The following is a 12,568-nucleotide window of genomic DNA, read 5'->3' on the forward strand; positions in this document are numbered from 1 at the left end:
TTAGTTGCCTGGGAACATATCCATCTGATCTTCGATCAATTTCTTTTTTTGCTGGTAGGCTTGCAGTAATTCCTGTTGATGCTCACTGGTCAAATTCGGCTTGGCTGCATTCATTTGCTGGGCAACTTGTCGAAGATCTTCACCGTTCTTGGCATCAGAGATCAGTAGGATAAGACCGCTTTTAACTGAGCCACTTTTGAGAGGATCTACAGTTGGGGCTTGTTGTTGTTCAAACTTGCCGCGTACTTGCTCAATGTTTGCTTGAAGGTACTGAAAGTCTGCCTGAACTAAAGCACTGTCATTCTCAATCTGTTCTTCGATATCCAGAACATCGGCCAGTGATTTCGCCGTATTTAAGGCTTTGGCATATTCCTTTTTCATTTCTGCTGAGCTTGGTTGTTTCTTTTGCTGTACTACAGCTTCGGCTTCCTGCTGCAAACGCTTCAATTCATCAACGCTCAGGTTGTTATCAGTCGACTCATTTTCTGAAGCCAAATATTCTTGAGCTCGTTCATTGATCTGTCTCATAAGATCTTCTTGCTGGTCGATATTCAAACCATCTTCATTGATGACTTGAATGCGTAAATCAGCAAATTCCGAATCTTTGGTGCAGTTTTTTAAGTTCTCAGTAAATTTTTCGATAAGCTTCGCGTCTTTGGATTTAGTCACACGCTTTGGCTTTTCTTCAGCAGCAACTTCTTTCACAACATTCTGCTTAATGCTGTCCAAGGTTTGCGGAGCTGTATTCACTGGCTCAGGTGTTACATCAATGATTGCATCCATTTCTTCTTCATAGGTTTTGATACCCATAAGAAGTTCAGGAGCATAAATACGGCCAAAGAATGAAGCAGCACGATAGCGCAACATTTGCTCAGGCATAGTCTGCCATTTAGATCCGTTCTTCTGGTACCAACCTTCTTTAACAGCCATCTCCATAGAGATTTCAGCAGATTCCAAACGTTCGCCTGTACCAGTTTCAATTGCCCAGGCTTTGCACACCATATTGCGCAATTTAACTGTATGCGTTTTTTCTTCTGGCAGGCTCTTACGTTGCTGAGGATTCCACTTCCATTCTTTAGTGGTATAGGTCACTTCAACTTCACCACGATCTTCTACATCAAAGCGAAGTGGGGAGTATTTTCCAGAAGTATTAATAGCTGCAATGACGAACTGTGAAGACCATGAAGGGCGACCTTCAATAGGGAACAGGTTCTGCATGATCATTAGAGGATCTGCATTTAAGCGACTCGCCATATTTACTGCGATAATGCAGTTAGCAACGCCGTTCGGATTTGGTTCATCACGATAGATCCAGTTGCCGTTCTGGTCTTTACCGTCTTTGACTTTTAATGTGTCGCGATACGCTTCTGGTACCATGCTTGAAGCCGCCAACATTTTTGCAATACGTTGTGCCAGTTCAAAGCCTTCCAGTGAAGTAAGGCCCACTTCAACCGGTTTAGGTGCCACATGAGCAGCCTGGCGAGAAGTACGAAGTTGTTCAGTTGTCATTACTTGAGAAGTCATTGTGTTATTCCTTATTTTTAAAAAATTAATTACTTACGAAATTTGCAGGTAGCGTACGCAGGGCAGAACTTTTCATTGCAGAGCATTGATTTAGAGTTCCCGTAAAACGTACCGTGTTTAATAATTTTGGCCGCATGGTGCAGTAGTCCAGGATCTTCTTCAGTACCTAGGAGTACTTCTGCAGGTGATTCAATTTCACCGATACCCACATGCTGACCTTTATCTGTTTTGCCAGTCGTCAGGCCATAAATACGGGCAGGGGCTGTTACTGGTTCCTGTAGAGCATGTGCAGCAAGTACGGTATAAATCCCCATTTGTGGTGCATGGCCAACGGTCTTCACAACGCCGTCACTGCCTGCTGAACTTTTACCGGTTTTAATGTCACCAATGCCTAATTCACCTTCCTTATTTTCATAAATGCGGTCGATGGTGCCAGTAAGTTCAATGCCCAGATCGGCAAGGATTAGTGATTCGCAACGTACTTCCACACCGATAAACTTTTGAGTAGGTGCAATCTGAGTGATGTACTTGTGCATCAGTGACTGGCCAATTGATTCAGCATCGTTCTGATTCAGATCAGACCAATCAACTTCTTCATTCGGCTGCCAGATCTGGTGATGCAGAATTTCTTCGCATTCTTCCAGGCTAACTTCTTCACCGATCAGATTCAGATGATCCCATTGAGTTACAGCCTCATGAATTGCGGTACCCAAACGAGTGCGTGCACCAGCCGGATTGCGTTTATTTAAAAGATTCTTTGCTTCCCAACGTGCAGGGCAATCGAACAGATCGCCTAACGATGAAGCGCGGATTGGAATAATCCGGGTAGGATTGACATAGGCATTCATGACTCCACCTCGTTGATCACATCTTCAATTTCAGTTGCGATTTGGGCGATTGCTTCGCCTTCCATCTTTCCTGTGCCAACCATGCAGATGATTGCTCTAAGTTCCAGCTTTCCCCAATCACTATTAGGTTTTGAGTCCCAATAAAGCTTGATTAGACGGTTATCATTTTTGTCTACACCAAACTGTGAATGTGTGTTGAAGCGCTGAGATTTTAGGAACTTCTTAAGCTTTTCCTTGTCGCCTTTATAAGCGAAGAAATCAGGTTTAAGTCTCACTTTGCACCCCCAACAGACGTGCTAATGGCTTCCACCTGACGCTCAGATTCTTTGTCTGCCTGGTGAATGAACATTGCGGATAAGCCCACAAGAATTGAAAAGACCACAGACCATGCAGCGACATTAGAAACGATTTCTTTCGCTACAGATTTAGGCTCGGGATGCTGGTAAAGCTTTTCAGAAACCATGCTCGACGTGTTGAAGGCAGGCAACTTGCTTTGAATAGGGTTTTGTTCCATACTTACCTCGTTGTGTGAAAAGCCCGATTTGATTCCAGTCCAGTCGGGCTTTTTGCTGTTTATGAGGTAAAGCATACTTTACTATTTTGGTGTTGTAAAGATCACTTAACTAAAATAATTTAAGATCACTTAACTTTTATTTTTTATAGGCAAAAGAAAACCCGCTCAAGGCGGGTAGTTGGCTATTCCCAGAATATATATTTATTCTTTCGATGGTATTCGTACATATATTTAAGAAAGATAAAGCAGAGATAAAATAATCCTGCCTGAATCAATCCGCATAATATAAAACTAACCCATCTTTCATTTTCATAGTGAAGATACATTACGAATGGCACTGGAACGGTCAGCAACAAGACAAGCAATAAAGCCAAAATATCCTTAACTATGTCTGTCTTGTATGCCAAGGAGCCTACAACTAGAAAAGTTATAATTCCCAAAATATTTGAATATTGGTAATTGAAATAAGCATCCAGCATAGTTTCTCCTTATTATTTAAAATCCCTTACGTGTCGTACTACCACACCAATGACACTAATATTGTGTTGTTGCGAACTCAATACAGGGAAATCTGGGTTAAGTGGTACTAGCTCGAATTCTTCACGCCCATGTTCATCATAGCCAGTTACACGGTATTTTTTAAAAGTCACTTCATGATCACCATTCTGAGCGATCACATAGCTGCCCGGTTTAGGTGCCTTGGCAGCATCAACAATCAGTTTGTCACCTGGTTCAAAGTCCGGAAACATACTAAGTCCATCAACTAGAACACTGAATATCGCATCCGGATCTGAACCGCTATAATCAGTATACGTATAGTTTAAAGGCACCACACCGTCATAGACGACTTCACGCCACTGACCTGCCTGTACAATATCTAACACTGGTATTTTTCTTAATCTCGTATCAATTATTTGAATGTTGTTAAAACCGTCCTTGTCTTCTGAGCTCTTGCTCAGCATAGGTGCACTTTCACCTGCTAACCATTTGTGATTCACCCCCAAAAATTCTGCAGCCAATGCCAGATTAGCACCTTCTAAATTCTGAGTAGGGCCTTTAAACCACTGTCCAATACTGACCTTACTTACTTTGCAATATTCGGCCATTTCTGTGTTTTTTAATTTTTTTTGTTGAACACGCTCGTAATGCTGCTTAGCCAAAGCCATACGATCTTGAAGAGTAGCCATTTTTTCCAGTCCTAAATGAGTAAAGCTAGCTTAACTATTTATAAGTTAAGTGTGCTTGCGTTTATTAAGTAAAGTATGCTTTACTATTGCTTGACGATTAGAGGAAAAAGTCATGCAAATTGTAATGAATACAGCAGATGCCATTAAGGCTTTTAAGTCCAAAGCCGGAGTTGCCGACGCAATTGGTATTTCAAAACAAGCAGTTAGCCAATGGGGAGAAAAAGTACCAGAGGCTTCTGCATTAAAACTGTTGCTTGTTGCGCCAAAAATTAAGCACAAAAAAATACAGCACAAAGTGAATTAAGAGGCACGTGAAATGTCCGAAAAACTCACCGAGAGCATCACTTTTAAGTGTACGTATGAAGAAAAACGTGATTTGGAAGCAATTTCTAAATCAGAAGGAAAGACTTTATCTGAACACATTAGAGGTTTAGGCATAGCGAATATTACTGAAGTTCGGGAACGTTTAAATAATCTCGCATCTCTACTGGGTCTGACCACAGATACCGTGGATACCAGCTTTGAGCTGACACCACCGCCAAGATTGATCGATGTCACACCAAAACCACAGGCACAAAAAAAGCCCAACTGTTGCGACCAGTTGAGCCTTATTGCCGTTCACTCAAATCAGTAAACGAAGGTAGTAAAACATGTCGAATTTAGCACAGAACATGTACCAAATAAAAGACAAAAGTGGGGGGAGTGCTCAAGTTATTGCTTTCCCAAAGCCTTCATTAATTCAAGAGGCGATCGTGGATACTCGTAAAACTGAAGATGGCTTCACGCCGTTGCCTAATTTTATTTGTGATGAGGGCTATTTATCTGTTCTTGACGGGGATGCTATCAAGTGTCTGATGTTTTTAAACCGCTACATTCGCGGCTTTCATCTAAATAGCAAAGGAATGTCTGAGACTTTGATCAAGAAGATCACTGGCATTAAAGACGGGCGTACTGTTCAAAAATATATGTCTCAGTTGGCCAAGTACCAGCTGATCAAGATCCAAAAAGAGAAGGGTAAAAGCAACGTCTATTTTCTTACTTTCGAAGACCGACTACCTACACAGCATGTAGGTACTTTTCACGTACCTACACAAGAAGTACCTACATCTGATGTGGGTGGTGTACCTACACAACATGCGGGTAGTAGTACCTACATGGCATGTGGGTCTGATAAAGAAAAAGATTTAAAAGAAAATATTAAAGAAAATAATAAGAATAAAGCGCCGTCCGATTTTGTTGCTCAGGATCGTGGTGCTTTGAATTTTATTGAATACCATCTCGAAGACAGAAAGCTGTACACGCTGAAAGATCTTTTCGGCACCTATCCAGTCAAAAAAGATTTCATGGCTCAAGCAGCTGTGAGCTCTCCAAAGCTGTCACAAGAAATCGTTTTGGGTCAGCTATACGAACTGTGCGAATGGTCATCTGGTAAACCTGAACGTACTTCTCAAGCCTGGATGGTTACCTGGTTGAAGTGGTTACGCAATTACCAGCCAGAAAAACATCAAGCACCAAAAACAAGCAAGAAATCTAATTCAAATCTGAACGTGAATGATGCATGGAAAAATCAGCCAACTCATCACGCGCCAGCAACTGGAACAGTTGAAATTCCGGAGGACTTTGTATGAACGCAATGACATCGTTTTCGTTTGGACTGAAGAAAGTTCAGGAGATCTGCACCAAGCACAATGTGGCCATGATTCAAGCTGGTCCATATCACAAATGCCCACAGTGCGCAGTTGAGTACCACGAACAGCAGCTGGCACAAGCACAAGCTGAAGTGGATCACATGGTACGTCAGAAACATTTTGACGGCGCAATGCTTCCAGAACGCCATGCTCATTCAGGTTTTAAAAACTACCTGGTGAATAACGCAGGACAGCAAAACGCGCTGAATCACATCGTTTCATACGCCAAAGGCATGCTGAACGGTGAGAAAAATAATCTTTTGATGGTTGGCCCTACTGGTACAGGGAAAACTCATCTGAGCTGCGCAATGGCTAAAACACTGCTCAAAAAGGGCAAGCATGCACGCTACATCACCAGTGAGGATCTGGCACAAAGAATCATGAACGCATGGGAACAGCCGGATGCTACAGAGAAATCTGTGATTTATGCCTTCACCCAGTATGACTTGCTGATTCTGGATGAATACGGACTGCATGACCGGGATAAGCGCAGAGAGATGGTGCACAAGGTTCTGTATGCACGCTATGACCGTATGAAGCCGACCATGTTGATTTCAAATATGACACTTGAAGAACTTCAAAAAGATTTAGGTGATCGTCTTTGGTCACGTTTCCAACAAGGCGGTTTAACCATCGTTGAATGTAATTGGGCTGATCAGCGTTTAGGGGGTGGGGTGTGAGTTTACGTAAGGAAAAACGCAAAGAATTGAATCAACCGACAAAGCGTTATTTACGTAATGGTGGAAAAATCACGGTTTTGAAAGGTACTGAATTTAAGCCACGTCCAAAACGTTCAACGGTTGAATCGAATGGAACACCTTATGTGGCTCACTATCTAGTTCTTCGCCTAGTGGATTGGTGCAATAAGGGATCACCAAAGAATCCGAGACGGCGATTGTTATCTGAAATTACTGGTATTCCTATGAAGCGCATTCGATACACCATCACACCGCGTACGAATGCCAGACTGCCACATAGCGAATATCGAAAATACAAAGCAGCCATGCCGAAAGTCGAAGCTATGGAACAAGGAATGGAGAAATTTGCTGCATGACCTTTCGTATGAGTGAAAAGCAGTTAGAAGTTCATTTGAATAAGCACAATTTGCGCAAGGAATGCGCGTCAGTGCAATTTAAAAACAAAATTGAAGCAAAGGTACATCAAGCAGAACAAAACGCCGTAGAAGCGAATTTAGAGCGAAATAACGAAGGGGCTGAAAAGGTCATTTTAGATTTTAAGTTGCCGGCTATTCCTCCAAGCGTGAACCACTACTGGAAGAAATCTGGTCGCGGTTTCAAGTTGAGTGATGAGGCAAGAGATTTTCATGATCTGGTGAGCATGTTGGTACCAAGAATCAAAACAGCAGCACGGTTAAAACTGGAGGTGACGTTTCATTTTCCAAATCGGTTAAGACGGGATATCGATAATTACTTGAAAGCAACGATTGATAGCCTGGTGAAGTGTGAATTTTGCGTAGATGACGAACAGTTTGATGAGCTGATAGTACGCCGGGGCAATGTGGTTAAAGGCGGATTACTCAAAATAAAAGTGATGGAAATCTAATGAATATAGGGGTTGCTATGGGAAGTTCTATGGGGCTGCAACTAGTCGGTGGTGAGTGTGGAGAGGGGGTATATACGAACTCCCCTCGCGCGCGCGCGCGTTTTATCAATCTGCATACCAAAAAGAAGGTCAAAGAGTTCAAGTTAAAACTTCGAAATTACAAACGTCCAGACTTCAATCGAATGATTCTGGACTTAGGCAAATGCGGCTGGACACACGAAAAGATTGCAGACGTTCTGCCGGTGTCTGGTGCTTCTACAGTGTCTGAATGGGCGCGCGGTGGCGTTCCTAATTACGACAACGGCCATGCTTTCATCATGCTCTGGCAAACAGAGACTGGCATTAAACGGTTTCCACTGGAAGGCGAGTGGACCACATACAAGTACAAGATTGGTCAGATGGATATTTTTGAAGACGGCGGCCTGTGTGATCAGGTTATTGACGAGTTGGATCGGACTTTATTAGATGACATCAAGCCAATGATTGATCATAGCCAATATGAGAATGGCGATCTTATTGTTTATACAGATGGCCAGCCGGTGCTTCTTATGGTTCGTATTCACTTCGGGAAAGTTCTGGTTTCTAAATTTGGCTCGGTATCTGCGCCCAACAAGCCTTTAGCTCCTATTCGGAAAGCTACTAAAGAAGAAATTGAGCGCTATGCAGTTAAGCAATGGAAGGAAGAAGGTAGAAAAGGAAAACCAATTTTCATGCGTAATATGGTGGCTGAATAATGCCCCCTGACTACACCCATATCGAGCATGACGGCACGCCGTGGAAGAACGTCGAAGGTGACTGGTTCTTTTGGCGTGAAGTCTGGGGCTGGTGTCCGTATGTCGGGCCGAAGAATAGTAATTTTTTTAATAAGTTTAGGTGATGAAATGAATGAGCTGGAATTGTTCTTGGCATATGAAAGAACCAAGGGTATGCAGCGTTTTATTTTTATGGCTCGTTGGCAATCAATAAAATATAAGTACAATCAATCCTTAAAACTTTAAAGGATAATTAAATGGATTTGTGTGTTGTTGATTGGGGAGCAATTTCAACTATTGCTGCAGCCGTAATAGCGTCACTTGTTGCGCTTTATATATCTGACCAATGGAGATATCAGAAAGGGACTGAAGTTATAGCAAATGAGGCAAAAAGATTACTGGCAGAACTAGCAGAATTAAGATTGCTGATAAAAAAAATTAATAGTGGAACTCTTAGGGGTGAAGATTTAGAACAGGCTATAAAATCTTTCGATTATCAGAAAAACACTGTTAGTGTAATCATGGATTTCCTTGGTAAGGAAATTACTGATAAGCGTAAAAATAGTCTAATAGATATGAAAGCCGATCTAGACAGCCTGTATCAAAAGTTACGCAATTATGCTCACAAGGATAAAAGTCAAACCTTTTCCCATTTTATGTCCTTGGACAAGCAGGGAGATACAAGTATTTTTGATGATATTCACGGTAGCATCGATAGGTCAGAGAGCTTATTAAGAGAATTAGCACTGTATAAGTCGAGATAATCACCCAACAAACCGCAACACCCATACCCCCACAGTAACCCTATTCAATCAACCACTGAATAGGGTTTTTTTATGGCAGCTCGCAAAGTAAATACACCAGGTGCAACAGAGAAAGCACCAGCAGCAGACACTACGGCGCAACAAACCACAGCAGAACAGGCAGAACAGGCAGAAGCCGCGTTAGAGCATATCACTGGCAACGATCCAGCACCTGAAGCACCACAAGACCAGTCTACTAATGAAACTAGTTCACTAGGTGCACTAGTTGAAGATGATCGTCTTGATCAAATCCTTGAAGGCCAAAAGCGTATCGAAAAGAAACTTGATGCTTTGTTGAAGGCTGGAAAGGTTGAAGCGCCTAAGAAACTGCGCTGGCAGCAAGGCAAACACGGACTTGAACTGAAGGAAGCCTAAATATGTGCGGTGGATTCGTAGGGAAAGCAATTAGCACTGTGACTGATGCCATTGGCCTGACTGATACCAAAGCAGCATCCAAAGGCTATGACGCACAGAAAGCTGATGCCGAAGCGAAAGCTAAGGCACAAGCAGCGGAAAACGAACAGATTGCCACACGTAAAAAGCGCAAGGCATCTGAGGTGCTATCTTCTGGGTCTTCTCAGGACGAGAAGAAAAATACATTAGGAGGTTGATATGTGCGGAGGATCAATCGGCAAGTTGTTTCAAAACAGTGGGAAGATTTTTGGACTCGACATCGTTGGTACGAAAGAGCGTGCAGCGAATAAAGCAGCTGAAAACTCACCAGAAGCCCAGCAATCTAAACAGGACAATGCACAGGCTGCGATGAAAAAGCGTCGAGCATCGGAAGTCCTGAGTGCTGGTGATAGCAATAAGAAATCAACACTAGGCGGTTAAAGCATGAGTGATCGAGCAAATCAAATTTGCAAACGGTTGGGTCAGCTTCGGGCAGAACGTGCCAAATACGAATCTCACTGGACTGAATGCTACAAGTACGGAGCACCTGAGCGCCAGCAATGCTTCAATGGTGGCTCACTGGATGGCACACGGGAGAAACAGCGTGCGGATCTGCTCGATTCAACTGCGGCAGAATCCATTCTGATCTTTGTATCTAACCTGATTGCAGGTACCACACCTGCAAACGCGATCTGGTTTAAGGCTGTGCCGGATGGCATGGATGATCAGGCTGAACTCACACCAGGTGAACACTGGCTTGAACAGGTTGCACAATTCTTATTTCGTAATATCCACGGCGCAAACTTTGATTCTGAAATCTACGACATGATCATTGATTTCGCCGTGGCGGGTTGGGGTGTGATCTATCAGGATATTGACCGTGTGAAAGGTGGTGGCTTCACGTATCAGTGCTGGCCAATCGGTGAATGCTTTATTGCGTCGACTCGTCCAGATGGTCAGGTGGATACGATCTATCGTGAGTACACCAAAACCGCTGCACAGCTTGTGTCGGAGTTTGGAGAGCACAAGGTTAGCAATGCAGTTAGAGATTCTTACAAACAGCGACCAGATGACCGCTTCAAGATCGTGCATGTGATCGAACCACGTAACGTCAAAGCACCATTAAACCAGCGTGTACTGCTACCAAAACAGATGCCATTCGCTTCATATCATGTGGAAGTAGAAAGCAAAACCATGCTGAAGGAATCCGGCTATAACGAATTCCCTTGTGCGGTACCACGTTTCAGAAAGATTCCAGGCAGCGTCTATGGCATCGGCATCATGTCCACGGCGTTACCAGATGCCAAGACTGCAAACGCCTTGATGCGTGACACCTTACGTTCGGCTGAAATCGATGTGCTCGGTATGTGGATTATTAAGGATGATGGTGTTTTAAATCCTCGCACCGTACGTATCGGTGGCGGCAAAATCGTCACAGCTAATGAAGTGGACTCTATGAAGCGTCTCGATAGTGGAAAAGGCTTTGTTGTGGGTGAAGCACTGCTAGAAAAGATTCAGGCTGGTATCCGTAGAAAGCTTATGGCTGACTCACTTACTCCACCTTACAACCAGCCAATGACAGCCGCTGAAACCTATATGCGAGTCGATATGATCCGGCAGATGCTTGGCCCGTTATATGGCCGTGCACAGGCTGAATTATTGGTCCCTATTCTGGACCGTGCTTTTAGCCTGGCATATCGGGCAGAAGTTTTGGGAGAAGCACCAGAGGATCTGCAAGGCCGTAATCTTTCATTCAAGTTTATTTCACCACTGGCACGCGCTCAGAAACTTGAGGAAGTGGCCAGCATTGAACGTCTTATGGGATCAATGGGTGGCTTGGCTCAATTAAGCCCAGAAGCATTCCAGGAAGCTATGGATAACATCAACACCGATGCAGTACCGCAAGTGTTAGCGGCTGGTCTAGGTGCACCGACTGCAATCATGCGTACTACGGATGAAGTGCAAGCCTACCGTGAACGCAAAGCACAGGCACAGCAGCAAGCAGCGGCACAGGAACAGGAAGCAGTTATGGCACAGCAAGTCACAGGAGCTGTAGCAAACGCAGCAAGTAAAGGTCTGGAAGCACAAATGGTCAGTGAGGTGATGCAATGATTTTAGGTTTTGCAGTAATGGCCATTCTTGCGCTGATTGCCTGTGCTTCGCTTTATGCAGCAGAAAAAAAAGTAAAAAAATTAAGCAATGAGCTGTTTGACGAGAGAGCAGTATCTAGCACCTTGCGTAATGAAAAACACCATGAATGGGAACGTGCAGAAGTGCTGCAAGAGCAGGTTTTTGCACTGAAGCAGGAAATTGCAGACCTTCAGGCTGAACCAGAGCAAGACTTCAAAGAACTGATCCAGGAACAAGAGGAAGAACTCGGCTTCGGTCATCATTTCAAGTGGCGACACCACAAAAAGCCGACTTCCAAAACCTACCAGATTCATTTCGACATTGAGCCGAACGGACAGCGAATCCTTGAGGAACTGACCGCACGATTCAAGCGCAATCCATTTACCAATGATGAACGCGAAACCTGTCGCCGTTTGGGTCGTGCAGAGGTCGTGGATTACATCATCAACCGAATTAGTACAGCGAATGATCCTCGCTATGACGAAAACTTAGAACTAGCCCAAATGGAGCAAAACAATGGATGAACAACAAACAACTGACACATCAAACGTTCAAACAACTGAACAAACTCAAACTACAGCACCAGTTGCAGGAACAGAAACGCAAACGGTGCCAGGTACTGAGACAACACAGCAGAACGCTGGTGAGCAAGAAACGAAAACAACTGAAGCAGATCCAGCAACAACAGTGCCGGAATCTGCCGATGCCTATAGCGTGTCTATTGATGGCTTCGATTTTGATGCGTTTAAAGCAGATAACGCTGAAGTTCTTAAATCCTTCCATGCTGAAGGTATGACCAATAAGCAGGTTGAAGCAGTCGTTAAAGCCTATGAGCAGCACCAGTCTGTCCAGATGGAAGCACTGCAACAAGAATGGGGTGAGCAGTTCAATTCGAATATTGGCCTGGCTAAAAACGCGCTGGAAGCTTTGGGCTTTGATGCAAAAGAACTGGATTCACCTATCGGTGCACTCAAGCTGGCTGCGGCAATTGGCAAGCATATTCAGGAAGATTTACCGCCTTCTAACACACAACAAAGCGGTAGCGAAACCATTCAACAATTAATGATGTCGGAAGCGTTCAGCAATGCAAGTCATCCAGACCATAAATCAGTGACTCAGCGTGTAGATGCTTGGTATGCAAAACAATACACAGATTAAGGGGTAGT

The 12,568-nt window shown here is 43.7% G+C and carries 19 protein-coding genes and 1 pseudogene; 15 read left to right on the top strand and 5 right to left on the bottom strand.

Going from position 1 to position 12,568, the window contains the following annotated elements; translation table 11 throughout:
• From FTU72_RS01620 to FTU72_RS01640, 5 genes are all read right to left on the bottom strand, one after another.
• On the bottom strand, nucleotides 1–1,524 hold the full coding sequence (locus FTU72_RS01620) for a recombinase RecT (RefSeq protein ID WP_180052374.1): 1,524 nt from the start codon (nucleotides 1,522–1,524) through the stop codon (nucleotides 1–3).
• Between the two features lie 29 nt (nucleotides 1,525–1,553).
• On the bottom strand, nucleotides 1,554–2,372 hold the full coding sequence (locus tag FTU72_RS01625) for a PD-(D/E)XK nuclease family protein (protein WP_180052373.1): 819 nt from the start codon (nucleotides 2,370–2,372) through the stop codon (nucleotides 1,554–1,556).
• Nucleotides 2,369–2,647, bottom strand: coding sequence for a hypothetical protein (locus FTU72_RS01630; protein WP_180052372.1), 279 nt, complete (start codon nucleotides 2,645–2,647; stop codon nucleotides 2,369–2,371). Before FTU72_RS01630 ends, FTU72_RS01625 begins: the two co-directional genes overlap by 4 nt.
• Entirely contained in the window at nucleotides 2,644–2,886 is a 243-nt protein-coding gene (locus FTU72_RS01635; RefSeq protein ID WP_180052371.1) for a hypothetical protein, read from the bottom strand. The genes FTU72_RS01630 and FTU72_RS01635 overlap by 4 nt, the downstream gene beginning before the upstream one ends.
• 491 nt (nucleotides 2,887–3,377) lie before the next feature.
• A complete protein-coding gene (locus FTU72_RS01640; protein WP_180052370.1) occupies nucleotides 3,378–4,073 on the bottom strand; it encodes a S24 family peptidase in 696 nt (231 codons plus the stop codon).
• Between the two features lie 112 nt (nucleotides 4,074–4,185).
• On the opposite strand from FTU72_RS01640, the gene FTU72_RS01645 reads away from it, so the two are divergent.
• From FTU72_RS01645 to FTU72_RS01715, 15 genes and pseudogenes are all read left to right on the top strand, one after another.
• Nucleotides 4,186–4,377: a Cro/CI family transcriptional regulator gene (locus FTU72_RS01645; protein WP_180052369.1), complete on the top strand. Its 192-nt coding sequence runs from the start codon at nucleotides 4,186–4,188 to the stop codon at nucleotides 4,375–4,377.
• A 12-nt stretch (nucleotides 4,378–4,389) separates the two neighbouring features.
• Nucleotides 4,390–4,707 carry a hypothetical protein gene (locus FTU72_RS01650; protein ID WP_180052368.1) on the top strand — a complete coding sequence of 106 codons (318 nt, stop codon included), beginning with the start codon at nucleotides 4,390–4,392 and terminating at the stop codon, nucleotides 4,705–4,707.
• 16 nt (nucleotides 4,708–4,723) lie between these two features.
• Complete coding sequence (locus FTU72_RS01655) at nucleotides 4,724–5,701, top strand: hypothetical protein (protein ID WP_257220229.1); 978 nt, start codon at nucleotides 4,724–4,726, stop codon at nucleotides 5,699–5,701.
• Nucleotides 5,698–6,441: an ATP-binding protein gene (locus FTU72_RS01660; RefSeq protein WP_180052367.1), complete on the top strand. Its 744-nt coding sequence runs from the start codon at nucleotides 5,698–5,700 to the stop codon at nucleotides 6,439–6,441. The genes FTU72_RS01655 and FTU72_RS01660 overlap by 4 nt, the downstream gene beginning before the upstream one ends.
• Nucleotides 6,442–6,467: 26 nt before the next feature.
• On the top strand, nucleotides 6,468–6,815 hold the full coding sequence (locus FTU72_RS01665; RefSeq protein ID WP_180052366.1) for a hypothetical protein: 348 nt from the start codon (nucleotides 6,468–6,470) through the stop codon (nucleotides 6,813–6,815).
• Nucleotides 6,812–7,324: a RusA family crossover junction endodeoxyribonuclease gene (locus tag FTU72_RS01670; protein WP_180052365.1), complete on the top strand. Its 513-nt coding sequence runs from the start codon at nucleotides 6,812–6,814 to the stop codon at nucleotides 7,322–7,324. The genes FTU72_RS01665 and FTU72_RS01670 overlap by 4 nt, the downstream gene beginning before the upstream one ends.
• 29 nt (nucleotides 7,325–7,353) lie before the next feature.
• Nucleotides 7,354–7,785 (top strand): annotated as a pseudogene (locus tag FTU72_RS01675) (hypothetical protein); the annotation flags it as partial.
• Nucleotides 7,786–8,115: 330 nt separating this feature from the next.
• Entirely contained in the window at nucleotides 8,116–8,322 is a 207-nt protein-coding gene (locus tag FTU72_RS01680) for a hypothetical protein (RefSeq protein ID WP_180052364.1), read from the top strand.
• A gap of 11 nt (nucleotides 8,323–8,333) precedes the next feature.
• Nucleotides 8,334–8,840, top strand: a complete 507-nt coding sequence (locus tag FTU72_RS01685; protein ID WP_180052363.1) for a hypothetical protein — start codon at nucleotides 8,334–8,336, stop codon at nucleotides 8,838–8,840.
• Nucleotides 8,841–8,912: 72 nt separating this feature from the next.
• Nucleotides 8,913–9,254: a hypothetical protein gene (locus FTU72_RS16330; RefSeq protein WP_257220228.1), complete on the top strand. Its 342-nt coding sequence runs from the start codon at nucleotides 8,913–8,915 to the stop codon at nucleotides 9,252–9,254.
• 2 nt (nucleotides 9,255–9,256) lie between these two features.
• Nucleotides 9,257–9,490: a hypothetical protein gene (locus tag FTU72_RS01695; RefSeq protein ID WP_180052362.1), complete on the top strand. Its 234-nt coding sequence runs from the start codon at nucleotides 9,257–9,259 to the stop codon at nucleotides 9,488–9,490.
• 1 nt (nucleotide 9,491) lies between these two features.
• Entirely contained in the window at nucleotides 9,492–9,713 is a 222-nt protein-coding gene (locus FTU72_RS01700; RefSeq protein ID WP_180050334.1) for a hypothetical protein, read from the top strand.
• A gap of 3 nt (nucleotides 9,714–9,716) precedes the next feature.
• Nucleotides 9,717–11,384 (top strand): portal protein, encoded by a 1,668-nt coding sequence (locus FTU72_RS01705; RefSeq protein ID WP_180052361.1) that lies wholly within the window; start codon nucleotides 9,717–9,719, stop codon nucleotides 11,382–11,384.
• Nucleotides 11,381–11,926 carry a hypothetical protein gene (locus FTU72_RS01710; RefSeq protein ID WP_180052360.1) on the top strand — a complete coding sequence of 182 codons (546 nt, stop codon included), beginning with the start codon at nucleotides 11,381–11,383 and terminating at the stop codon, nucleotides 11,924–11,926. The genes FTU72_RS01705 and FTU72_RS01710 overlap by 4 nt, the downstream gene beginning before the upstream one ends.
• Entirely contained in the window at nucleotides 11,919–12,560 is a 642-nt protein-coding gene (locus tag FTU72_RS01715; protein WP_180052359.1) for a hypothetical protein, read from the top strand. The genes FTU72_RS01710 and FTU72_RS01715 overlap by 8 nt, the downstream gene beginning before the upstream one ends.
• Nucleotides 12,561–12,568 lie beyond the last annotated feature (8 nt).

Source organism: Acinetobacter sp. YH12137 (genome assembly GCF_013418535.1).
Classification (GTDB): Bacteria; Pseudomonadota; Gammaproteobacteria; order Pseudomonadales; family Moraxellaceae; genus Acinetobacter.

Bases quoted from the DNA above. Each gene is read 5' to 3' on its own strand.
- FTU72_RS01685 (WP_180052363.1), top strand. From the start codon at position 8,334: ATGGATTTGTGTGTTGTTGATTGGGGAGCAATTTCAACTATTGCTGCA.
- FTU72_RS01670 (WP_180052365.1), top strand. From the start codon at position 6,812: ATGACCTTTCGTATGAGTGAAAAGCAGTTAGAAGTTCATTTGAATAAG.
- FTU72_RS01715 (WP_180052359.1), top strand. From the start codon at position 11,919: ATGGATGAACAACAAACAACTGACACATCAAACGTTCAAACAACTGAA.
- FTU72_RS01655 (WP_257220229.1), top strand. From the start codon at position 4,724: ATGTCGAATTTAGCACAGAACATGTACCAAATAAAAGACAAAAGTGGG.
- FTU72_RS01620 (WP_180052374.1), bottom strand. From the start codon at position 1,524: ATGACTTCTCAAGTAATGACAACTGAACAACTTCGTACTTCTCGCCAG.
- FTU72_RS01705 (WP_180052361.1), top strand. From the start codon at position 9,717: ATGAGTGATCGAGCAAATCAAATTTGCAAACGGTTGGGTCAGCTTCGG.
- FTU72_RS01710 (WP_180052360.1), top strand. From the start codon at position 11,381: ATGATTTTAGGTTTTGCAGTAATGGCCATTCTTGCGCTGATTGCCTGT.
- FTU72_RS16330 (WP_257220228.1), top strand. From the start codon at position 8,913: ATGGCAGCTCGCAAAGTAAATACACCAGGTGCAACAGAGAAAGCACCA.
- FTU72_RS01700 (WP_180050334.1), top strand. From the start codon at position 9,492: ATGTGCGGAGGATCAATCGGCAAGTTGTTTCAAAACAGTGGGAAGATT.
- FTU72_RS01660 (WP_180052367.1), top strand. From the start codon at position 5,698: ATGAACGCAATGACATCGTTTTCGTTTGGACTGAAGAAAGTTCAGGAG.
- FTU72_RS01695 (WP_180052362.1), top strand. From the start codon at position 9,257: ATGTGCGGTGGATTCGTAGGGAAAGCAATTAGCACTGTGACTGATGCC.
- FTU72_RS01625 (WP_180052373.1), bottom strand. From the start codon at position 2,372: ATGAATGCCTATGTCAATCCTACCCGGATTATTCCAATCCGCGCTTCA.
- FTU72_RS01645 (WP_180052369.1), top strand. From the start codon at position 4,186: ATGCAAATTGTAATGAATACAGCAGATGCCATTAAGGCTTTTAAGTCC.
- FTU72_RS01650 (WP_180052368.1), top strand. From the start codon at position 4,390: ATGTCCGAAAAACTCACCGAGAGCATCACTTTTAAGTGTACGTATGAA.
- FTU72_RS01635 (WP_180052371.1), bottom strand. From the start codon at position 2,886: ATGGAACAAAACCCTATTCAAAGCAAGTTGCCTGCCTTCAACACGTCG.
- FTU72_RS01640 (WP_180052370.1), bottom strand. From the start codon at position 4,073: ATGGCTACTCTTCAAGATCGTATGGCTTTGGCTAAGCAGCATTACGAG.